20 protein-coding genes are annotated in these 19,994 nt (G+C 71.6%); 7 read left to right on the forward strand and 13 right to left on the reverse strand.

Going from position 1 to position 19,994, the window contains the following annotated elements; genetic code table 11:
• Positions 1–39: 39 nt before the first annotated feature.
• Complete coding sequence (locus tag AC3IX6_RS17095; RefSeq protein ID WP_489370964.1) at positions 40–900, reverse strand: helix-turn-helix transcriptional regulator; 861 nt, start codon at positions 898–900, stop codon at positions 40–42.
• A 198-nt stretch (positions 901–1,098) separates the two neighbouring features.
• Here AC3IX6_RS17095 and AC3IX6_RS17100 point away from each other — a divergent pair, with 198 nt between their 5' ends.
• Positions 1,099–1,926: an alpha/beta fold hydrolase gene (locus AC3IX6_RS17100; protein ID WP_489370965.1), complete on the forward strand. Its 828-nt coding sequence runs from the start codon at positions 1,099–1,101 to the stop codon at positions 1,924–1,926.
• A 64-nt stretch (positions 1,927–1,990) separates the two neighbouring features.
• Here the strand turns inward: AC3IX6_RS17100 and AC3IX6_RS17105 are convergent, their stop codons facing one another.
• Together AC3IX6_RS17105 and AC3IX6_RS17110 are read right to left on the reverse strand one after the other, a co-directional pair.
• Positions 1,991–2,563 (reverse strand): GNAT family N-acetyltransferase, encoded by a 573-nt coding sequence (locus AC3IX6_RS17105; protein ID WP_489370966.1) that lies wholly within the window; start codon positions 2,561–2,563, stop codon positions 1,991–1,993.
• A 12-nt stretch (positions 2,564–2,575) separates the two neighbouring features.
• A complete protein-coding gene (locus tag AC3IX6_RS17110) occupies positions 2,576–3,202 on the reverse strand; it encodes a TetR/AcrR family transcriptional regulator (RefSeq protein WP_489370967.1) in 627 nt (208 codons plus the stop codon).
• A gap of 216 nt (positions 3,203–3,418) precedes the next feature.
• On the opposite strand from AC3IX6_RS17110, the gene AC3IX6_RS17115 reads away from it, so the two are divergent.
• The gene (locus AC3IX6_RS17115; protein ID WP_489371477.1) at positions 3,419–4,405 is read left to right on the forward strand and encodes a GlxA family transcriptional regulator; all 987 of its coding nucleotides are present in this window, start codon (positions 3,419–3,421) and stop codon (positions 4,403–4,405) included.
• Positions 4,406–4,434: 29 nt separating this feature from the next.
• Here the strand turns inward: AC3IX6_RS17115 and AC3IX6_RS17120 are convergent, their stop codons facing one another.
• Positions 4,435–5,376 (reverse strand): alpha/beta fold hydrolase, encoded by a 942-nt coding sequence (locus tag AC3IX6_RS17120; protein WP_489370969.1) that lies wholly within the window; start codon positions 5,374–5,376, stop codon positions 4,435–4,437.
• Positions 5,377–5,507: 131 nt separating this feature from the next.
• Here AC3IX6_RS17120 and AC3IX6_RS17125 point away from each other — a divergent pair, with 131 nt between their 5' ends.
• Positions 5,508–6,146, forward strand: coding sequence for a TetR/AcrR family transcriptional regulator (locus AC3IX6_RS17125; RefSeq protein ID WP_489370971.1), 639 nt, complete (start codon positions 5,508–5,510; stop codon positions 6,144–6,146).
• On the opposite strand, the gene AC3IX6_RS17130 is transcribed toward AC3IX6_RS17125, so the two are convergent.
• From AC3IX6_RS17130 to AC3IX6_RS17150, 5 genes are all read right to left on the reverse strand, one after another.
• Entirely contained in the window at positions 6,100–7,608 is a 1,509-nt protein-coding gene (locus AC3IX6_RS17130) for an alpha/beta hydrolase (RefSeq protein WP_489370972.1), read from the reverse strand. The two genes, AC3IX6_RS17125 and AC3IX6_RS17130, sit on opposite strands and share 47 nt — an antisense overlap.
• Positions 7,609–7,695: 87 nt before the next feature.
• Complete coding sequence (locus tag AC3IX6_RS17135) at positions 7,696–8,040, reverse strand: hypothetical protein (RefSeq protein WP_489370973.1); 345 nt, start codon at positions 8,038–8,040, stop codon at positions 7,696–7,698.
• 40 nt (positions 8,041–8,080) lie between these two features.
• Positions 8,081–8,830, reverse strand: coding sequence for a CbtA family protein (locus tag AC3IX6_RS17140; protein ID WP_489370975.1), 750 nt, complete (start codon positions 8,828–8,830; stop codon positions 8,081–8,083).
• 30 nt (positions 8,831–8,860) lie between these two features.
• On the reverse strand, positions 8,861–9,079 hold the full coding sequence (locus AC3IX6_RS17145; protein ID WP_399383405.1) for a CbtB domain-containing protein: 219 nt from the start codon (positions 9,077–9,079) through the stop codon (positions 8,861–8,863).
• Positions 9,080–9,320: 241 nt separating this feature from the next.
• Positions 9,321–10,619, reverse strand: a complete 1,299-nt coding sequence (locus AC3IX6_RS17150) for a phytase (RefSeq protein ID WP_489370976.1) — start codon at positions 10,617–10,619, stop codon at positions 9,321–9,323.
• Between the two features lie 121 nt (positions 10,620–10,740).
• Here AC3IX6_RS17150 and AC3IX6_RS17155 point away from each other — a divergent pair, with 121 nt between their 5' ends.
• Positions 10,741–11,208, forward strand: a complete 468-nt coding sequence (locus AC3IX6_RS17155; protein ID WP_489370978.1) for a histidine phosphatase family protein — start codon at positions 10,741–10,743, stop codon at positions 11,206–11,208.
• A 65-nt stretch (positions 11,209–11,273) separates the two neighbouring features.
• On the opposite strand, the gene pucL is transcribed toward AC3IX6_RS17155, so the two are convergent.
• The 3 genes from pucL to AC3IX6_RS17170 form a co-directional block, all read right to left on the reverse strand.
• Positions 11,274–12,191: a factor-independent urate hydroxylase gene (pucL, locus tag AC3IX6_RS17160; protein ID WP_243330865.1), complete on the reverse strand. Its 918-nt coding sequence runs from the start codon at positions 12,189–12,191 to the stop codon at positions 11,274–11,276.
• A gap of 256 nt (positions 12,192–12,447) precedes the next feature.
• Positions 12,448–13,827: an aspartate aminotransferase family protein gene (locus tag AC3IX6_RS17165; RefSeq protein ID WP_489370979.1), complete on the reverse strand. Its 1,380-nt coding sequence runs from the start codon at positions 13,825–13,827 to the stop codon at positions 12,448–12,450.
• 79 nt (positions 13,828–13,906) lie between these two features.
• Positions 13,907–14,647, reverse strand: a complete 741-nt coding sequence (locus AC3IX6_RS17170; RefSeq protein ID WP_489370980.1) for an SDR family NAD(P)-dependent oxidoreductase — start codon at positions 14,645–14,647, stop codon at positions 13,907–13,909.
• Positions 14,648–15,126: 479 nt separating this feature from the next.
• Here AC3IX6_RS17170 and kdpA point away from each other — a divergent pair, with 479 nt between their 5' ends.
• Genes kdpA through kdpC form a run of 3 tightly spaced genes read left to right on the forward strand, consistent with a single transcriptional unit; the run spans position 15,127 to position 19,570 of the window.
• The gene (gene kdpA, locus AC3IX6_RS17175; protein WP_489370981.1) at positions 15,127–16,791 is read left to right on the forward strand and encodes a potassium-transporting ATPase subunit KdpA; all 1,665 of its coding nucleotides are present in this window, start codon (positions 15,127–15,129) and stop codon (positions 16,789–16,791) included.
• Positions 16,788–18,887 (forward strand): potassium-transporting ATPase subunit KdpB, encoded by a 2,100-nt coding sequence (gene kdpB / locus AC3IX6_RS17180; protein WP_489370982.1) that lies wholly within the window; start codon positions 16,788–16,790, stop codon positions 18,885–18,887. Before kdpA ends, kdpB begins: the two co-directional genes overlap by 4 nt.
• A gap of 50 nt (positions 18,888–18,937) precedes the next feature.
• Complete coding sequence (gene kdpC, locus AC3IX6_RS17185; RefSeq protein ID WP_489370983.1) at positions 18,938–19,570, forward strand: potassium-transporting ATPase subunit KdpC; 633 nt, start codon at positions 18,938–18,940, stop codon at positions 19,568–19,570.
• Here kdpC and AC3IX6_RS17190 read toward each other — a convergent pair.
• Positions 19,560–19,943, reverse strand: a complete 384-nt coding sequence (locus tag AC3IX6_RS17190) for a Ser-Thr-rich GPI-anchored membrane family protein (RefSeq protein WP_489370985.1) — start codon at positions 19,941–19,943, stop codon at positions 19,560–19,562. The genes kdpC and AC3IX6_RS17190 overlap by 11 nt on opposite strands.
• Between the last annotated feature and the right edge of the window lie 51 nt (positions 19,944–19,994).

The following is a 19,994-nucleotide window of genomic DNA, read 5'->3' on the forward strand; positions in this document are numbered from 1 at the left end:
GATGGTTCATGGGGAAAAGCGGTTTACGGGGGCGGCGCGTCAGCCGGGCTGCGAGAACTGTTCGGTGCCGACGACGCGCAGCAGGTTCAGCCGGTCGGCCGTGTCCGTGCCGGGCGGGGGCGTCAGGAGCAGGAGGCGCTGGTCGCCCTCCGGGGCGAGGAGCACCTGGCAGTCGAGGTCCACGGGGCCGATGACCGGGTGGATCACCCGCATGCGACTGTGCCGGCGGACGGCGACCTCGTGCAGCTCCCAGAGGGCGGTGAACTCCTCGCTGGCCTCCCGCAGGCGCTCCACCAAGCGGGTGGCGGCCGGGTCCGAGGAGCGCCGGGCGACGGCCGCCCGCAGGTCCGCGACGTGGAGCCGGCTGTACTGCTCGTGTTCCCCGGCCGGGTACGCGTCGCGCGCGGCCGGGTCGGCGAACCAGCGCCAGACGACGTTGCGGCCGTGCTCGGACACCGTGCACACGCCGCCCAGGAGGGCGCGGGCCATCTCGTTCTGGGCCAGTACGTCGCCCAGGTCGCTGAGGACCTGCGCCGGAGTGCCGGGCAGCTGGTCCAGCAGGTGCAGCAGGCCCGCACCGACCCGGTCGCCGGCGACCCGCGCCGCGGGCGGGCGGTGCCCGGCGAGCAGGTGGAGGTGGTCGCGCTCGTCGTCGCCGAGCCGCAGGGCGCGGGCGAGGGCGGACAGCATCTGCGGTGAGGGCTGCGGGCCGCGGGCCTGCTCCAGCCGGATGTAGTAGTCGGCCGACATGCCCGCGAGCTGGGCCACTTCCTCGCGCCGCAACCCGGGTGTACGCCGCCGGGGCCCGGCGGTGAGGCCCACGTCCTGCGGGCGCAGGCGCTCGCGCGAACGGCGGAGGAAATCGGCGAGTTCGGGGCGGTCGATCGTCATACGAATCATCCTGCCGGACCGTCCGGCACGGCGTACCCCGACCCCGCGGTGTACCGGCGGTGTACCCCCGCATCCCGTCCCGCCGCCCATCCAGGGATCGGCGGTCCCAGGTTCGAGGGGTCTCTCCCGCCGCCGGCCGCGCGGCGGCAGTGTGGGCGGAGCCGGAGGGGAAGCGCCCCGGCGCCCCACGCACCAGGAGGAGCAGCCATGTCCACGACGCTGAGCACCGAGACCCCCGTGAACGCCACCGTGAGCGTCGCCGACGCCGAGGTCTCCTACGACCGCACCGGCACGGGCCCCGTGCTCGTCCTCGTCCACGGCACCGGCTCGGGCGGCTCCGCCGTGAACTGGGGGCAGACCCTGCCCCGTTTCACCGGCGACCACACGGTGATCACCCCCGACCTCTCCGGCAGCGACCGCACCACGGACGACGGGGGCCCGCTGACCGTGGAGGGGCTGGCCGCGCAGGTCATCGCCGTCATCGAGGACGCGGGCACCGGGCCGGTGGACCTGCTCGGCTTCTCCATGGGCGCACCGGTCTCCGCCGCCGTCGCCGCGCTCCGCCCCGACCTCGTGCGCCGGCTGATCCTGGTCGCCGGCTGGGCCCACACCGAGGGGGACGAGTACCTGCGCAACCTCTTCACCCTGTGGCAGCAGCTCGGCGCCTCCGACCCGGCCGCTTTCGGCCGCTCCGTGGCCATGACCGGCTTCAGCCGGGGCTTCCTCAACGCGATCGGGCGCGAGCAGGTGGAGCTCCTGATCCCGAACATGCCGCCCACCCCCGGCACCCTGCGCCACGTGGACCTCGACACCCGCATCGACATCCGCGGCCTGCTGCCGCTCATCGAGGCCGAGACGCTCGTCATCGGGGCCACCCTGGACATCACCATCCCGGTGGAGAACAGCCGCGAACTGCACGCCGCGATCGCGCACAGCGCGTACGCCGAGATCGAGGCCGGGCACGTCGCGTTCTTCGAGAAGGAGGACGAGTTCGTCGAGCTGGTCGACGGGTTCACCCTCGGCGGCCGGGCGTAGGACCGCGGTCAGCGGGCGGTGGTCAGCGGTCGGCGGTCAGCCGTCAGCCGTCAGCGGTCAGCCGTCAGCGCAGGTCGAGCCGCATCAGGACCCGGGGATGGCCGGCCAGCACCGAGGTGGTGTCGGCGGCGTGGGTGAACCCGGCGCGTTCGAAGTTCTTCCGGATCCCGGCGTACGCCATCGTCAGGTCGACCTTGGCGCCGCCGTTGTCGAGCGGGTACGCCTCGATCGCCGGTGCGCCGTGGGACCGGGCGAACTCGACCGCACCGGCGATGAGGGCGTGCGAGACGCCCTTCTTGCGGTGGCCGGGGCGCACCCGGATGCACCACAGCGACCAGACCGGCAGGTCGTCGACGTACGGGATCTTGCGGCTGCGGGCGAAGGAGGTGTCCGAGCGCGGCGCGACGGCGGCCCAGCCGACCGGCTCGCCGGCGTCGTAGGCGAGCACGCCCGGAGGCGTCCCGGCCCGGCACAGTCCGGCGACGTACTCACCGCGGGCCGGTCCGCGGAGCTCGTTGTTGAGCGTGGACGGGATCCGGTAGCTCAGGCACCAGCAGACGTTGGCCCCGGGCGACTTCGGGCCGATCAGGGTGCGGACGTCCTCGAAGACCGAAGCCGGGCGGATGTCGATGACCATGGGACCACGATGTCACGCCGGGGCGGCTCCCGTGAGGGTGTCGACCAGCGCCTGGGCGAGGACGGTCGCGGCGCCGATCCGCGTGTCCTCCCGCTCGTCGCCGGTGACCTTCCCGATCACCGCGTCGCGGACCGACTGCGAGGTGTCCAGGTCCCCGTACAGCTCGGGGAAGGACAGCGCCATCAGGCAGACGCCCACGTTCGCCGAGAGGATCGACCGGCCGGCCAGCGCCGGGGTCGTCCGCAGCCGGCCGGCGTCGCGGCAGCGGCCCACGGCCGTCAGGAGCAGGGCCTGCGCCTCCGCGATGGCCTGCGGCTTGGCCGCTCCGGCCGGTGTGAACATCAGCCGGTACAGGTGGGGGTTGCCGAGGGCGAAGGCGACGTGGCTGTCCCAGGCCGTGCGCAGGTCAGCCACCGGGTCGTCGGTCTGCGGATTGCGCCTCTTGTTGGCGAGGAACCGCTCGAAGCCGAGATCGGCCACCGCGGTGAGCAGCCCCTCCTTGTCGCCGAACTGGCGGTAGATCTCGGGCATGCCGACCTTGGCCCGGTCGCAGATGGCCCGGGTGGAGATCGCCGCGGCGTCCTTGGTGGCGAGCAGCTCCGCGGTGGCTTCCAGGATGCGCTCTCGGGCCGTTGACATGGCATCGATGGTAGCAGCGCTAACAGCTCCCACCTGGGGAGACGGGGTTCCATTCCCCTCCAGGTACAGGGCATCGCGAAGTTTCGTAATCATCGCTTACGACTCGCGTTAGCGTTGTACACATCTACTCGTGAGCGCCGGCTGGGAAGCACCCTCGGAGACGTCATGGAGAACCGTGGACACCGGATGGACCTCGATTCCGCGGAGTGCGCGCCCCTGGGGCCCGTCGCGCGCCTGATCGTGATCGTGCTCTTCGAGGGCGTCGACCTGCTGGACGTCACCGGGCCGCCGGAGGTGTTCTCCCTGGTCCCGCGGGAGACGCCGGACGCGGCCGGCTACCGGGTGGTCCTGGCCGCGCGGACGCTCGATCCCGTCACCACCTCGGCCGGGGTGCGCATCCTGCCCGACCTGACCTTCGGCGAGGCCGCCGCGCGGAGCATCCACACGCTCCTGGTGCCCGGCGCGGTCGAGCTGGACGCCGAGCGCCGGGTCCGTGCCCTCACCGACCCGGAGGTCGTCGACTGGGTCCGGACGCTCGCCGCGCACGCCCGCCGGGTCGCGTCCGTCTGCGTGGGGGCCCACCTCCTGGCCGCGGCCGGGCTGCTCGACGGCAAGCGGGCCACCACCCACTGGTCCACCGCGGACCAGCTCGCCGCCGACCACCCGGCGGTCGAGGTGGACGCCGACCCGATCTTCATCCGGGAGGGCGGGGTGTGGACCGGCGCCGGGATCAGCGCCTGCCTGGACCTCTCGCTCGCGCTGGTGGCCGAGGACTTCGGCGAGGGCGTGGCCCTGCGCGTGGCCCGGCAGCTCGTGATGTACCTGAAGCGGCCGAGCGGGCAGAGCCAGTTCAGCGTCCCGCTGGAGCCCGTCTCCGCGACCCGGCGCGGCGAGGACCTGCGCCATTTCATCGGGCGGCACCTCGGCGACCGGCTCAGCCTGGCCGACATCGCCGCGTACGCGCACGTCAGCGAGCGGCAGTTGGCCCGGATCTTCAAGTCCGAGCTGGGCATGACCCCGGCCGCCTACGTCGAGTCGGCCCGGGTGGAGCTGGCACGGGGCCGGCTCGAAACCACCGACGCCACGCTCGAACGGATCGCCTCCACCTGCGGGTTCGGCACCGCCGACACCCTCGTACGGGCGTTCCGCCGCACGCTCGGCATCACGCCGACGGAGTACCGGCTCCGCTTCCGGCCGGGCTGAGCGGCGCCGAGCCCCGAACCCCGACCCTGCTACGCGGCCTTGTGCGCGGCCGGGTCGAGGGAGTCCACGTCCTCCATGAAGCTGAGCATCCGGGCGTTGACCAGCTCGGGGTGGTCGATCTGCGGGCCGTGCCCGGTCGCGGAGACGATCTCGGCGCGGGCCCCCGGGATCACCCGCGGCACCCGCTCCAGCTGGCGCTTCGGGTGCACGAGCAGGCTCCGCTTGCCCATGATCAGGTAGAACGGCGTGCGGATCGTGCCCAGTTCCGCGTCCGACAGCGGCAGCGGCGCGGGGCGGCGGATCCGGAAGGCCCGGACGCCCGCCTGGATCCACGTCCGCAGTTCGGGGACGACCAGGACCGGCTGCTCCAGCCATTTCGCCAGGCGGGGGCGCAGCGCCTTGGGGGCGAAGGTCGCGAAGAGGCTGGCGAAGATCCACACGAAGAAGCGCAGGCCCACCTTCTCCAGGCCGCCGGGGTCCAGGGCGGTGACCGAGGCGAGCCGGCCGGGGCGCAGGTGCACCTGGTTGATGACCAGCCAGCCGCCGTAGGAGGAGCCGACCAGGTGGACCCGGTCCAGGCCCAGCGCGTCGAGGGCCTCGTCCATCCACTGGGCCGCACGCTCGGGCTGCCACATCGGCTCGCGCTGGACGCTGCGGCCCGGATCGCCGGGAGTGTCGAGCGCGTAGACGGGCCGGTCGGCGCTGAGGGCGGCGGTGTTGGGGTACCACTGGGCCGAGCAGCCGCCCGAGCCGTGGATCAGGACGACGGGCGTACGGGACTCCGCCGCCGGGTTCGTGGGGCCGTACCGGTAGACGTGCGTGGTCCCGAAGCTCGTCTCCACGTCCGTCTCGTAGCGGGCGGGCGCTCCCATCGCGTAGATCGCGTCGCAGGCGGCGAAGTAGCGGTCGCGCAGCTCGTCGCTCACGTAGCGGCCGATGTCGCGGCGCACACGGGGCTTGTTGTCGGGCACGGGGGCACCTCCTGGAGGACCGGGGATCCGTTCTTCGTGATACGACCGTACCATGATGTTGATACGGCGGTACCATGAAAACGAGCCGCGGGCTCATCACCCACGGACACCGACGGGCGGAGACACCAGACATGCCGAAACGCGTGGACCACGAGGAACGGCGCACCCAGATCGCCGAGGCACTCATCCGCGTCGCCGGACGGCGCGGGCTGCACGCGGTCGGCATGCGCGACGTGGCCGCCGAGGCCGGGGTCTCCCTGCGCCTGGTCCAGTACTACTTCCAGACCAAGGAGAAGCTGCTCTTCTACGGACTCCAGCACCTGACCGACCTCTTCACCGCGCGGGTGGGCTCCCGCCTCACCGCCGCCGGCCCCGCCCCCGGCCCGCGCGCGACGATCGACGCACTGCTGCTGGCCTCCCTGCCGACCGACGAGGAGAGCCGCACCTTCCACCTCCTCTACAGCTCCTACTCGATCCTGTCCGTGACCGACGAGGCCCTCGCCGCCCAGCCCTTCATCGACAACCCCGACGCCGCCGAGAACGCGGTGGCCGGGCTGATCGGCCAGGCCCAGGAGTCCGGCCTGGCCGACCCGGACGTCGACGCGCGCACGGAGGCGATCAGCCTGCTCGCCATGGCGGCGGCCATGGGCACCAGCATCCTGGTCGGCCAGCGGGGCCCCGAATCGGCCGTCGCGGTGCTGCGCCACCACCTGGACCGGATCTTCAGGACGCGCACACCGCGTCCCGCGCGGGACGCTTCCCCGTCGTGAGGTACGCGGTGACCGTGCGGTCGGAGCAGGCGTTGCCGTTGCCGAGGTAGACCCCGTGGCCGCCGTGGTCGACGGTGAGCAGCCGGGCGCGCGGGCCGAGGGCCTCGCGCATCTTCAGGGAGGCGGCGTACGGGGTCGCCGGGTCGCGGAGGTTCTGGACCATCAGGATGTTCGAGGGGCCCCGGCCGTCGATGCGGGTGGGGCGTTCGGCGGGGGCGTCCTTCCAGAACGCGCACGGGGTGATGTTCGCCGGCATCCCGGCCGTCAGGGGGTGTGCGGCCCGGTCCGCGGCCACCGCCCGCTCGTACCCGGCGAGGTCCTTCGGCCAGGCCACGTCGTTGCAGATGACCCCCACCATCAGCGCCGCGTCGGAGTCGGGCAGCACCGCGGCGAGCTCCCTGGGCAGCTCCGGTACCGCCTCGGGGTCCTGGGCCTGGCGGACGAGACGGGCGAAGGCGGGGAACTGGGCGTCGCCGTAGAGGGCGGTCTGCAGGGCCTGGCGCAGCATCGTGCCCGTCAGCGGCAGGCCGGGTACGGTCGAGGGCTTCGGGGAACGGTCCAGTTCCGCGGCGAGGGCCAGGAACAACGGGCGTACGCCCTCCGGGTGTTCGGCGAGCCGCAGCCCCTCCCCCGCCCGCGCCGGGTCCGCCGCCCAGGCGGCGAAGTCGGGGAAGCGGTCGTCGGCGCCCTGCGCCATGTTCGCGAGCCAGCCGCGGGCGACCCGCTCCGGGTCGGGGTCCCCGCTGCTGTCCAGCACCAGGCGGTCGGTGCGCCGCGGGAACTTCCGCGCGTACACCGCCGTCACGTAGGTCCCGTAGGAGACGGCCCAGACCGAGAGCTTGCGCTCGCCGAGGGCCTCCCGGAAGCGGTCCATGTCGCGCGCCTGATTGGCGGTGGTGAAACTGCGCAGCTCCGCGCCGCCGTTCGCGGCGCAGGCCTCGGCCACCCGGCGGGAGCGGTCGGCGTTCTCCGCGATCCCTCCGTCGGCGCCGGGCCAGGACCGCAGGGTCGTCAGCCGCCGGTCGGCGGCGTCCAGGCCGCACGCGGCGGTGACGCTGCCGCCGACGCCGCGCGGGTCGAGGGCGACGATGTCGTACGCGCCGGCCAGCTGCCCCGCCAGCGCGGCCCCCTTCTGCGAGAGCCGCTGCACGCCCGATCCGCCCGGCCCGCCGGGGACCACGGCCAGCGTTCCGCGCCGGGCGGCGGGACGGGTGCTGGGCAGCCGGGACACGGCGAGGTCGACCTGGGGGCCGGCCGGGTCGGCGTAGTCGAGGGGGACGGACAGCTTCGCGCACTGCTGACCGTCGAGGCGGCCCTCGTGGGTGCACGCCGCCCAGGCCAGGGTGGGCGCGGCCGCGCGGGTGGCAGCCGTGGCCGTGGCCCCGGCGGTGGCGGTCAGCGTGGCCGCCACGGCCGTGGCACAGAGGGCGACGAGTGCGGTCTTGCCGCGGTAAGTGGTCATGGAACGAGGATGGTTGAGCATCCTCGGCCGCCACATCCGGTAGCCGGGAAGGTCGTTCGGGGGGCTAGCCCCCCGGCCGGCCCCTCGTCAGACCACCACGAGCGTCACCGTCGCCGCGCCCATCAGCACGGCGGCGGAGTGGATGGCCGCATGACCGTAGTCGCCCGACCAGAGGTGGCGGGCCAGGCCGCCGATGGCGGTCAGGCCCGCGATGATGCCGACCTGCGCGAGCAGGGTGACGGCGGTGAAGGGCGTCAGCAGCAGGATCACCGCGTTCAGCCAGAACGGGGCGGCGCCCGTCCAGCCCCGCCACTCCCGCACGTCCCGCCACTGCTGCCGGTTCGGCAGCTGGGGCAGGTGCGGGCGGCGCGGCCCCTCCCGGCGGTCTTTGGGTCTTCGGTGGTCCCGCGTCTCCCGGATCGCCGTCGTCACCGCGCCGTCACCAGCCTTTCAGTTACTTGCACGCAAGACGTCAACTCGCAGGCTGTACAGCCTCCTTGGGAGTTCCGGCGGGGACAAGGGCCCGTTCGGCAAGAAATCCGAAAGCCAGGCCGAAAGTGCCCCACATCGCAGCCTGGATGGCGAGCGAGGCGAGCCGGAACTGCCAGACGAGCGCCGCCGGGAAGTCCGCCGGCACCTCGTTGACGCCGGGCAGGAACGCGTAGGCGATGCCGACGGCCACCACGAAGGCGAGCGAGGCGGCGACCGAGGCGTTCCAGTTGCCCAGGCTCGGCGCGAGGCGCCGGCCCAGGATCAGCGCGGCCGCCGCGAGCAGCAGGCCGAGCGCGAGCATCAGGACGTAGAGGGTGGTCCGCTGGACCGTGGTCTCGGGGTCTCCGACGGCCGGCGGGTTGGCGGGGTACTTGAAGAACGGCACCAGGCTGACGGTGACGAACAGGCCGCCGGAGACCAGCAGCGCCGTGGCCCGGGGGCCGAAGCGGCCGATCCGGCCCAGGGCGTAGCAGTAGACGAGCGCGGCGATGCCGCCGAGCGCGATCCCGTAGAGCAGGGTTCCGGTGCCCAGCCCGGCCGTGGCCTGGAGGGCCCGGCTGACCGGGGCCGCCTCGCCGTGGTGTTCGTGGGCTCCGGCTTCCTCGATGGCGATCGCCGCGTCGACCTGGGATTCACCGAGGAAGTACGCGACGAGGAAGGCGGCGACTCCGGCCAGCAGGCCGGCGAGCATGCCCCGGACGAGGAGCACGCGGGGGGAAATGGGGTTCATGAAGTTTTCGGTCCCTTGCGGATCGGTGGATCAGTGGCAGGGGAAGCCGAGGAGGTGGCGGCCGTCGTGCATCCACTCGTGCACGGTGTCGCCTTCGAAGATCGCGGTGGCGCCCTGCTCGGCGCCGACGAGGTAGAGCAGGACCAGCATCAGGACGCCGACGAACAGCGCCCACGGGGCCAGAGCGGTGAGGGAGATGGGTGCGACGGCCAGGGGGGTGGCAGTCGTGGGCACGGCGGAGTTGGCCATGGCAGGAGCCTCCAGAGGGAACACGCGTCCCGGTCAGTGGTGCTTTCGACGACGGTGGCGGGTCTGACTTCCCTCCCCCTCCGGGAGGATTCACAGTGGCGCGACCGTGCCGGATTCTCAACCGGACTTCCGTCATACCGTCGTCTTGTCGTCCGCTACGGTACCGCTCTTTATCGCGGCCTTACAGCGTCCTTGCAGGAGGGCTCCGTCTCACCCGTCGTCCCGCCACCGGCCGATGACATCAGCCGATGGCGTCGACCACCTCGCCGAGGTCGACGAACTTGAAGCCGGTCGCCTCGCGGTCGCCGTCGCCGGGGGTTTCCCGGCCGTCCTGGACGACGAGCAGGCCGCGGGGATAGCGCGTGCCGAGGGGGGCGTTGAGGGCGGCGGCGCCGTCGCAGACCTCGGAGCCGTCGAGGGTGGCGGAGGCCGCGGTGATGCGGAAGGCGCCCTCGAACTCGTTGCGGTCCTCGCGCTCGCGGTCATAGGCGACGAAGGTGTCGTCGCCCTGGCTGGAGGCGAGCAGGTAGCCGTCGCCGTCGGCTTCGGTGACCAGGGTCAGGCCCTCGACGTCGGCCTTCAGGCGCTTGCCGCCGTAGCCGGGATCGGCGCCGGGCGCGCACTCCTCGGTCTCCTCGTCGTAGGTGCCGGGGACGCCGTACTCGCGCACCTTGTCGATCAGCTTCGGCGTGCCGGTGAGGCCCGCGTCGATGCGCCAGATGCCGACGTCCTCCTGCCCCGCGTACAGGGTGCCGTCCGCGGGGTCGACGACCATGCCCTCGATCTGCGGCAGTTCGCCCGGTTCGGCGCAGGGCGTCCAGGCGGCGCCGTTCGGCAGGCGGAAGGAGGACGGCAGGTCGAGCGTGCGCACCTGGCGGTAGTCGACGGTGCCCGCGGGGGTGGCGACCAGCTCCAGCAGGGCGATCCGGGTGCGGTTGCGCTGGCTGACCGCCGCGTAGGACCGGCCGGTCTTCCGGTCCGTCCACGTGGCCAGGCCGTACGCGGTCTTCTGCTCGTTGATCTCGGCCTGGTCGGCGGAGAAGACCGGGCGCGCGGCCGGGTCGGTGACGTCGGTGAGCGGGCCGCCGGGCCTGTTCCGGTCGATCCGGTAGATCCGCAGGCGGTCGTTGCCCCGGTCGCTGACCACCGCGACATCGGCGCGCCGGCCGCCCAGCCGCAGGCCGTTGACCAGGTCGACGTTGTTGAAGCGGCCGGGAGCGTCGTCGGCGCCCGGTCCGGCCGGGGCGGGCAGTGACTGCACCTGCCGGGCCTCCAGGTCGTAGACCCGCAGACCGCCCTGCTTGGCGGTCGCGATCACCAGGCTGCGGCCCGGGTCGGCGGCGTTGCGCCAGATCGACGGGTCGTCCGCGTTGGCGTCGCCGCCGGCCTCGTCGTCGTACAGCGGCGCGGTCTCGGCCTTGGGCCGGACGGTGCCGATCGAGGAGGCTTCCGCCGGGAGCGCGACGGAGACGGCGAGGGCCGTGCAGAGCAGGAGGGCGGAGGCGCGGGCGGAGGCGCGGGCGGCCGAACGTGTGGTCAATGTTCTTCCTTCATAAGGGTTTTGCCCTGAGGGGAAGACGCTCGCCGGGGTGGTTGTCATGTCCGCGCTGGACAGGTGGCCGGCGGTTGAACGCGACGCGAAACCCCGGGAGAATCGGACGGTGCACCCCACCCTCGTACGCGTCCGGCTCGTGAGCCCCCCCTTGGACGAGGCGGGGCGGCTGCACCGCTTCCCGTACGGGGATCCGTGCCCGGGACACGAAGGACTGCGCGGCCAGGACCACGGGGCCTGGGCCGGGCGGAGCATGGACGACGTGGCCGGCGAGGATCCCGGCGGGCTGCGCCGGTGGATGACCGACACCTCGTACGCGCCCCCGGGCGGCGGGGAGTCGGTGGAGGCGCTGATCGCGCGGGTCGGCGTCCACCTGGGCGCGCTGGAGCCGGGGACGCACCGGGCGGTGGCCGGGCAGGGCGTCGTACGGGCGGCCGTGGTGTGGGCCCTGGAGCTGCCCGCGGCGGCCTTCTGGCGGCTCGACGTACGGCCGGGGTCGGTGACGACGCTGACGGGGCGCTCCGGGCGCTGGAACCTGCTCGTGGGGCAGCCGCAGGAGCGGGCCGAGGAACCCTAGGACGCGCAGCGGCCCGGACCCCGCGACGCGGTCCGGGCCGAACTGCCGTGGGTGCGGAGCGGGCGTTACGCCACGATCCAGTCGCTCGTCGCGATCACCGGCTGCACGCCGTCGCGGTGCACGGTGCCCTCGATGAGGCCGTACATGCGGTCGGCCGCGAAGTAGACCTCGTTGTCGTTCTTGAGGCCGAAGGGCTCCAGGTCGACGAGGAAGTGGTGCTTGTTGGGGAGGTTGAGGCGCACCTCGTTGACCTTGGGGCAGTTGTCGAGCACGCGCTCGGCCATCTGGTTCAGGGTCTGCTGCAGGGAGTACGAGTAGGTCTCCGCGAAGGCTTCCAGCATGTTCTTGCGGACCTTCTTGTACGACTGGTCCCAGTCGTACTCGGCGTCGTCGGCGGCGAGCGCCGAGTGCGCCCAGCGCGCGGTGACCTTGGTCGCCAGGATGCGGTCGTACGCCTCCTGCAGCGTCGTGTACTTGTCCTTGATGAAGCCGTGGAACTCGGAGTTGGTCGAGTTCATCACGGTCAGGTCCTTCAGACCCGAGATCACCTGGAGACCGGTGGTCTCGCTGTACGTGATCTGCGCGGTGCGCACCTCGGTGCCCTTGAGGGCGAACGAGTGCTGCTCCTTGCGCGTCGGGACCGGGATCCGCTCCCAGGCGTACTCCTCGACGCGGATCTGCGCCTCGCGGATCGGGGCCTGGGAGGAGACGAAGTGCTTGGCGAGCAGGATGCCGAAGGCCTCGGGGGAGGCGACGCCGTGCTCCTTGGAGAAGGCGTACACCGTGTTCTTGGTGGTGTCGGTGGGCAGGCAGTTGGCGTTGTCACCGGTGAGGTGGACATCGCGGAACTCACCGCGAAGCGCGACGGAGACGTTGAGGTCGCGGATCTCGTGCCAGGAACCGTCGCTGCCCTTGCGGGTGACCTTGACGATGCGGTTCTCGGCCTTGCCGTACTGGTTCTGGGCGAGGATGTGCTTGCTCATGCGCTGTCTTCCTTCGGGTACTCGGGAACACGGAGTCCGGTCGTCTGGATCCCGTACGCCCGGCGTCCGGCGGACGCGCAGCGCCGCCCCCCGCCGTTCGGTCACGCCGATTCCTCGCGTGGACCGCCCCGGGACTGACGTGCATCCCGGTCCGTAGGTGCCTGTTGATTCCAGCACGTTCACATGTCGTTCGTAAGGGAGCGAATCCTCCGAGAACAGGCACCCACGGCTTGGGTATCCGCACGATCTGCCCAGGTCAGACCGTGTGCGCGTCGGCCACCGTCAGGGCCTCGTCGATGATCCGCAGCCCCTTCTCCACATCCTCGGCGGACACGTTGCAGGGCGGCGCGACGTGGATGCGGTTCCCGGCGAGCAGCGGCCACAGGCCGGCCTTCTTCAGGGCCGCCCCGAACTCGGCCATCGGCGCGTTGTCGGCCCCGGCGGCGTTGTACGGGACCAGCGGCTCGCGCGTCTCCTTGTTCCGTACGAGTTCCAGGGCCCAGAAGGTGCCGAGACCCCGCACCTCCCCGACGGACGGGTGGCGCTCCGCGAGGGCGGCGAGGCCCGGTCCGAGCAGCTCCGCGCCGGTGCGGGCGGACTGCTCGACGATGCCCTCCTCCTCCATGACGTTGATCGTCGCGACGGCGGCGGCGCAGGCCAGCACGTGCCCGGAGTACGTCAGCCCGCCCGGGTAGGGCCGGCGGGCGAAGGTCTCGGCGATGGCGGCCGAGATGGCGACCCCGCCGAGGGGGATGTATCCGCTGGTCACGCCCTTGGCGAAGCAGATGAGGTCGGGGGTGACGTCCCAGTGCTCGGAGGCGAACCACTTACCCGTACGGCCGAAGCCGACCATGATCTCGTCGAGGATGAAGACGATGCCGAAGCGGTCGCAGAGCGCGCGGACCCCGGCCAGGTAGCCGTCGGGGTGCACGAGCACGCCGGGAGCGCCGCCGACGGTCTCCAGGATGATCGCGGCGATGGACTGCGGGCCCTCGAAGACGATGGTGTCTTCCAGGTGGCGCAGCGCGCGCTCGCACTCCTCGGCGGGGGTGGCCGCGTAGAAGGGCGAGCGGTAGGCGAAGGGGCCCCAGAAGTGCACGACGCCCGCGGTGGCGGTGTCGTTGCCGAAGCGGCGCGCGTCCCCGGTGAGGTTGATCGCGGTGGAGGTGGCGCCGTGGTACGAGCGGTACGCGGACAGCACCTTGGGGCGGCCGGTGTGCACGCGGGCCATGCGGACGGCGTTCTCGACGGCCTCGGCGCCCGCGTTGGTGAAGAAGATCTTGTCGAGGTCGCCCGGGGTGCGCTCGGCGATCAGCCGGGCGGCCTCGGAGCGCACGTCGACGGCGAAGCCGGGCGCGACGGTGCAGAGCTTGCCGGCCTGCTCGGCGATGGCCGCGGCCACCTTCGGGTGCTGGTAGCCGATGTTCGTGTAGACGAGGGCGCTGGAGAAGTCGAGGAAGCGGTTGCCGTCGTAGTCCCAGAAGTAGGAACCCTCGGCGCCGGCCACGGCGAGCGGGTCGATGAGCTCTTGGGCCGACCAGGAGTGGAAGACGTGACTGCGGTCGTTGTCCTTCACCGTGGCCTTGGCGGAGGTGGCCAGTGCGGCGGCGTCGCGTGCGTCGGCTTCTGCGTTCATATTCCGAGGGTAGTTGTCCACGATGTGGAATCCGGTGGGGATGGCGCGGGTGCGGTGCCGGGGCGGGGCCGGGGCGGCCTCAGACGACGTGCCGGCCGCCGTCGACGGTGAGCACGTCGCCGGTCGTGTAGGCGGCGTCGACCAGGTAGAGCGCGGCCTCGGCCACGTCCTCGGGGGTGCCCACGCGGCGCAGCGGGGTGTTCTGCGTGATCCACTCCCGCGAGCCCTCCCACACCTGGTCCTCGCCCTCGTACCAGGGGGTGTCGATCAGGCCGGGCGCGATCGCGTTCACCCGGACGGCGGGTCCGAGCTGGGAGGCCAGCAGCCGGGTCATGTGGTTGACCGCCGACTTGCTGACGGCGTAGGGGATGGAGCTGCCCAGCGCGCGGGTCGCGGAGACCGAGGAGATGTTGATGATCGCGCCCGCGCCGGAGCCCCGGAGGTGGGGGGTGGCGGCGGCGATCATCTGCCAGGTGCCGATGACGTTGACCTCGAAGATCTCGCGCCAGGCGTCGGCGTCGGCCGCTTCCAGGTCGTCCAGGGGGATGAACCGGGTGATGCCCGCGTTGTTGACCAGGATGTCGAGCCGTCCGTACGCGTCGATCGCCGCCTTGACGATCCGCCGTGCGTCGTCGGCGTCCGCGACGTCGCCCCGCACGTAGACCGCGTTGGGCAGTTCGGCGGCGAGCGCCTTGCCCGCGCTCTCGCTGCGCGCCGAATTCAGGACCACGCGGATGCCGGCCGCGGCCAGCCTGCGGGCGATGCCGGCGCCGATGCCGGAGGAGGACCCGGTGATCAGGGCGACACGACTCTCGGGCATGGCATTTCCTCCTGGCAGGGCCGGCTTTCCGCGTGCGGACGCCCGGAGCATAACGCGAATACCGCATCCCGGAAAAGAATTTCCAATATACGGAATGCAGCCACCCACCCCTAGCGGCGATATCGCCACACACCAGGCATATCAACACACATCCACTTACTCTGGGCGAACGTCACGTCCACCCGCGTTAGGGACCCGTCAAGGCCGCGCCAGCGGGCGTATGGGCCCCGTCAAGGAAGCCTGTGAGGACCCGAAAAGGCGTTCCACTCAGAGGTGTCCGAAAAACGCCCGCCCTCGAACCCTCCGGGAGCTCACGATGGCCGATCTGGCCTTCGTCGTCACCACGATCGCGGTCTTCGCGCTGGTGGTCCTCGTCGCCAAGGGGGTGGCCAAGCTGTGAACGCCGAAAACGTTGTCGGCCTGCTGGTCGCCGTCGCGCTGTTGGGTTACCTCGTCTTCCCGGAGAGGTTCTAGCGCCGATGAGTCCCGTCCTCGCCGGGGTGCTCCAGCTGCTCGCGCTCGTCGCGGCCCTGGCCCTCGCCTATCGCCCCCTGGGCGATTACATGGCCCGCGTCTACTCCTCGAAGAAGCACTACGCCCCCGAGAAGTGGATCTACAAGGCGGTCGGCGCCAATCCGAACGCCGAGATGCGCTGGCCGGCGTACCTGCGCTCGGTCCTCGCCTTCTCCGCGGTGAGCGTCCTCTTCCTCTACCTGCTCCAGCGCCTGCAGGGCCACCTGCCCGGCTCGCTCGGCTTCGTCTCCATCAAGCCGGACCAGGCCTTCAACACCGCCGCCTCCTTCGTGTCGAACACGAACTGGCAGTCGTACGCCGGTGAGCAGGCCATGGGCCCGCTCGTGCAGACCGGCGGCCTCGCGGTGCAGAACTTCCTCTCCGCCGCCGTGGGCATGGCCGTGGCGGTGGCCCTCGTACGGGGCTTCGCGCGCTCCCGCACCGGCGAACTCGGCAACTTCTGGTCCGACCTGGTGCGCGGCACCGTCCGCATCCTGCTCCCGCTGGCGGCGATCGCCGCGGTCGTGCTGGTGGCCTGCGGGGTCATCCAGAACTTCTCCGGCATCCACGAGGTCGGGCAGTTCATGGGCGGTTCGCAGCAGTGGAACGGCGGGGCGGTCGCCTCGCAGGAGGCCATCAAGGAACTCGGAACGAACGGCGGCGGCTACTTCAACGCCAACTCCGCCCACCCCTTCGAGAACCCGACCCCCTTCTCGAACCTCTTCGAGATCTTCCTGATCCTCCTCATCCCCTTCTCCCTCACCCGCACCTTCGGGCGCATGATCGGCTCGGTCCGCCAGGGCTACGCGATCCTCGCCACGATGGTCACCATCTGGCTCGGCTTCACCGCCCTGATGATGTGGACGGAGTTCGGCCACCACGGCCCGGCGCTCCAGGCCGCGGGCGGTGCGATGGAGGGCAAGGAGGCCCGCTTCGGGATCGGCGCCTCCGCGATCTTCTCGGTCGCGACCACGCTCACCTCGACCGGCTCCGTCAACTCCTTCCACTCCTCCTACACCGGCCTCGGCGGCGGCATCCAGCTGCTGGGCATGCAGCTCGGCGAGATCGCGCCCGGCGGCGTCGGCTCCGGGCTCTACGGCATGCTGATCATGGCGATCATCGCGGTGTTCATCGCCGGCCTGATGGTCGGCCGCACCCCCGAGTACCTGGGCAAGAAGATCGGCACCCGCCAGATCAAGTTCGCGGCCTGCTACATCCTCATCACCCCGGCCGTGGTGCTCGGCTTCACCGCCCTGGCGATGGCCCTGCCCACCCCCGGACACTCGATGTCCAACGGCGGCGCGCACGGCTTCTCCGAAGTCCTCTACGCCTACACCTCGGCCGGCAACAACAACGGCTCGGCCTTCGCGGGCCTGAACGCCAACACCCAGTGGTTCAACACGACCACCGGTCTGGCCATGCTGCTCGGCCGCTTCCTGCCGATGGTCTTCGTCCTGGCCCTGGCCGGCTCGCTCGCCGAACAGCAGCCGGTCCCGGCCACCGCGGGCACCCTGCGCACCGAGAAGCCGCTGTTCACCTTCCTGCTCGTCGGCACGATCATCATCGTCACGGGCCTCACCTACTTCCCGGCCCTGGCGCTGGGCCCGCTCGCCGAAGGGCTCGCCTCATGAGCACCGTCACCCCCACCCGCGCCCCGCACGGGGACCTGCCCAGCGGTCACAAGCCCGAGAAGGCCAAGATCGGCGGCGGCATCTTCGACCCGAAGCAGCTGCTGAAGTCCTTCCCGGACGCGGTGAAGAAGCTCGACCCCCGGGTGATGGTCAAGTCGCCGGTCATGTTCGTGGTGCTGATCGGCTCCGTACTGACCACCGCGCTGGCGATCTCCGACCCGGGCAACCTCTTCGGCTGGGCGATCACCGTCTGGCTGTGGCTGACCACGATCTTCGCCAACCTCGCCGAAGCGGTGGCCGAGGGCCGCGGGAAGGCCCAGGCCGACACCCTGCGCAAGGCCAAGACCGACACCGTCGCGCGCCGCCTGAACGGCGCCGTCGAGGAGCAGGTGCCGGGCACGGACCTGCGCATCGGCGACCTCGTGGTCTGCGAGGCCGGCGACATCATCCCCGGCGACGGTGACGTCGTCGAAGGCGTGGCCTCGGTCGACGAGTCCGCCATCACCGGCGAATCGGCCCCGGTCATCCGGGAGTCCGGCGGCGACCGCTCCGCCGTGACCGGCGGCACCAAGGTGCTCTCCGACCGGATCGTCATCAAGATCACGACGAAGCCCGGCGAGACCTTCATCGACCGCATGATCAACCTGGTCGAGGGCGCGGCCCGGCAGAAGACGCCCAACGAGATCGCGCTCAACATCCTGCTCGCCTCGCTCACCATCGTCTTCCTGCTCGCCGTCGTCACCCTCCAGCCCTTCGCGATGTACGCGCACGCCAAGCAGTCGATGATCGTGCTGACCGCACTGCTGGTCTGCCTCATCCCGACCACCATCGGCGCCCTGCTCTCCGCCATCGGCATCGCGGGCATGGACCGCCTGGTCCAGCGCAACGTCCTGGCCATGTCGGGGCGCGCGGTCGAGGCCGCCGGCGACGTCTCCACCCTGCTGCTCGACAAGACCGGCACCATCACCCTCGGCAACCGCCAGGCCTCCGAGTTCGTCCCCGTCACCGGCGCCATCGCCGCCGAACTGGCCGACGCCGCACAGCTCTCCTCGCTGGCCGACGAGACCCCCGAGGGCCGCTCGATCGTGGTCCTCGCGAAGGAGAAGTACGGCCTGCGCGAACGCCACCAGGGCGAACTGGTGGGCGCCGAATGGATCCCCTTCACCGCGCAGACCCGCATGTCGGGCGTCGACGTGGACGGCCGCAAGGTCCGCAAGGGCGCGGCCGGTTCGATCATCGCCTGGGTCGGCGAACAGGGCGGTACGGTCGCCCCGGACGCGCGGGCCAAGGTGGACGAGATCTCCGGCGCCGGCGGCACCCCGCTGCTCGTCGCGCTGGAGGACGAGAAGGGCGCCCGGGTCCTCGGTGTCATCCACCTCAAGGACGTGGTCAAGGAGGGCATGCGCGAACGCTTCGACGAGCTGCGGCGCATGGGCATCAAGACCATCATGATCACCGGCGACAACCCGCTGACCGCCAAGGCCATCGCCGAGGAGGCGGGCGTCGACGACTTCCTCGCCGAGGCCACCCCCGAGGACAAGATGGCCCTCATCAAGCGGGAACAGGCCGGCGGAAAGCTCGTCGCCATGACCGGCGACGGCACCAACGACGCCCCGGCCCTCGCCCAGGCCGACGTCGGCGTCGCGATGAACACCGGAACCTCGGCCGCCAAAGAGGCCGGGAACATGGTGGACCTCGACTCCAACCCCACCAAGCTCATCGAAATCGTGGAGATCGGCAAGCAGTTGCTGATCACCCGCGGCGCCCTGACCACCTTCTCCATCGCCAACGACGTCGCCAAGTACTTCGCGATCATCCCCGCCATGTTCGCGGCGGTCTACCCGGGCCTGGACAAGCTCAACATCATGGGCCTGCACTCCCCCGACTCCGCGATCCTGTCCGCCGTCATCTTCAACGCGCTGGTCATCATCGCCCTGGTCCCGCTCGCCCTGAAGGGCGTCCAGTACCGGCCCACCAGCGCCGACAAGATGCTCCGCCGCAACCTCACCCTCTACGGACTCGGCGGCCTGGTCGCCCCGTTCATCGGCATCAAGCTCATCGACATGGTCGTCTCCCTCATCCCCGGCCTGCGCTGAACCGGCTCTGCTGACTTAGGGCTCCGCTCACTTAGGAACGTAGTGACCTCATGAACAACTCCGTAGGCAACACCGCCCGCCTGCTCGGCGCCGGGCTGCGCGCCCTCCTCGTCCTCACCGTGCTGTGCGGGGTCCTCTACCCGCTCGCGATCACCGGCATCGCCCAGGCCGCCTTCGGCCGCAAGGCCAACGGCTCCGAGATCGAGGACGCGAGCGGCAAGGTCGTCGGCTCCTCCCTGATCGGCCAGTCGTACGGGGACGACCTGCGCTGGTTCCAGGGCCGCCCGGCGGCCGGACTCGCCAAGAACACCGTCAACACCCAGTACGACCTGCTGGTCTCCGGCGCCACCAACAAGGCGGCGGACAGCCCGGAGCTGCTGAAGTCGGTGCAGGAGGCCAAGGCCAAGGTCCTGCTCGACAACACCGTCCCGGGCTACGCCCCGCGCCTGGCCCAGATCCCGGCGGACGCGGTGACCTCCTCGGGCTCCGGCCTGGACCCGGACATCTCCCCGGCCTACGCGGAGATCCAGACGGCCCGTGTCGCGCAGCGCAACGGCCTCCCGGTCGAGGAGGTGGCGAAGCTGGTGAAGGCCCACACCGAGGGCCGCACCCTCGGCTTCATGGGCGAGCCGCGCGTCAACGTCCTGGAGCTGAACACGGCCCTGCGGGACCTCAAGCGGTGACGGTGACCGGCCGGCCGTAGGCATCGAGGGTGCCCGTGGTGGAGGTGACCAGGACGAGGTAGCGGCCCGGGGCGAGGTCGGGGACCGTCACGGTGACGCCGGTGTGGTGGGTCGCGATGCCGGTCGCGAGGACGGCTTCCGTGCGGGACCGGGCGCCGTCCATCGTGACCAGCTCGACGTCCACCACGTCGCCGGCCGGGCCCACCACGTACCAGGCGACGGCCTGCCTGCTGCCCCGGGGCCAGACCACACCGGGGCCGGGGGTGTGCACGAGGAGGTTCTCCGACTCCAGGAGCACCGCGACCGCGGGGCGGTTCAGGCCGCGCACGACGCGCCGGGCGAGGGACTTCAGGGCGGGGAGGGCGGCGGACATGGTGCTCCTTCGCGGGGTGCGGGGCGGGTGCGGGGTGCGGGGTGCGTCCGG

Source organism: Streptomyces sp. GL_141 (assembly GCF_057834385.1).

What these genes read in the sequence shown, in the direction of transcription:
- pucL (WP_243330865.1), bottom strand. Translation starts at nt 12,191, where the DNA reads ATGAGCAAGCACATCCTCGCCCAGAACCAGTACGGCAAGGCCGAGAAC.
- AC3IX6_RS17190 (WP_489370985.1), bottom strand. Translation starts at nt 19,943, where the DNA reads ATGTCCGCCGCCCTCCCCGCCCTGAAGTCCCTCGCCCGGCGCGTCGTG.
- kdpA (WP_489370981.1), top strand. Translation starts at nt 15,127, where the DNA reads ATGAGTCCCGTCCTCGCCGGGGTGCTCCAGCTGCTCGCGCTCGTCGCG.
- AC3IX6_RS17125 (WP_489370971.1), top strand. Translation starts at nt 5,508, where the DNA reads ATGCCGAAACGCGTGGACCACGAGGAACGGCGCACCCAGATCGCCGAG.
- AC3IX6_RS17170 (WP_489370980.1), bottom strand. Translation starts at nt 14,647, where the DNA reads ATGCCCGAGAGTCGTGTCGCCCTGATCACCGGGTCCTCCTCCGGCATC.
- AC3IX6_RS17095 (WP_489370964.1), bottom strand. Translation starts at nt 900, where the DNA reads ATGATTCGTATGACGATCGACCGCCCCGAACTCGCCGATTTCCTCCGC.
- AC3IX6_RS17165 (WP_489370979.1), bottom strand. Translation starts at nt 13,827, where the DNA reads ATGAACGCAGAAGCCGACGCACGCGACGCCGCCGCACTGGCCACCTCC.
- AC3IX6_RS17130 (WP_489370972.1), bottom strand. Translation starts at nt 7,608, where the DNA reads ATGACCACTTACCGCGGCAAGACCGCACTCGTCGCCCTCTGTGCCACG.
- kdpB (WP_489370982.1), top strand. Translation starts at nt 16,788, where the DNA reads ATGAGCACCGTCACCCCCACCCGCGCCCCGCACGGGGACCTGCCCAGC.
- AC3IX6_RS17110 (WP_489370967.1), bottom strand. Translation starts at nt 3,202, where the DNA reads ATGTCAACGGCCCGAGAGCGCATCCTGGAAGCCACCGCGGAGCTGCTC.
- kdpC (WP_489370983.1), top strand. Translation starts at nt 18,938, where the DNA reads ATGAACAACTCCGTAGGCAACACCGCCCGCCTGCTCGGCGCCGGGCTG.
- AC3IX6_RS17145 (WP_399383405.1), bottom strand. Translation starts at nt 9,079, where the DNA reads ATGGCCAACTCCGCCGTGCCCACGACTGCCACCCCCCTGGCCGTCGCA.
- AC3IX6_RS17100 (WP_489370965.1), top strand. Translation starts at nt 1,099, where the DNA reads ATGTCCACGACGCTGAGCACCGAGACCCCCGTGAACGCCACCGTGAGC.
- AC3IX6_RS17140 (WP_489370975.1), bottom strand. Translation starts at nt 8,830, where the DNA reads ATGAACCCCATTTCCCCCCGCGTGCTCCTCGTCCGGGGCATGCTCGCC.
- AC3IX6_RS17105 (WP_489370966.1), bottom strand. Translation starts at nt 2,563, where the DNA reads ATGGTCATCGACATCCGCCCGGCTTCGGTCTTCGAGGACGTCCGCACC.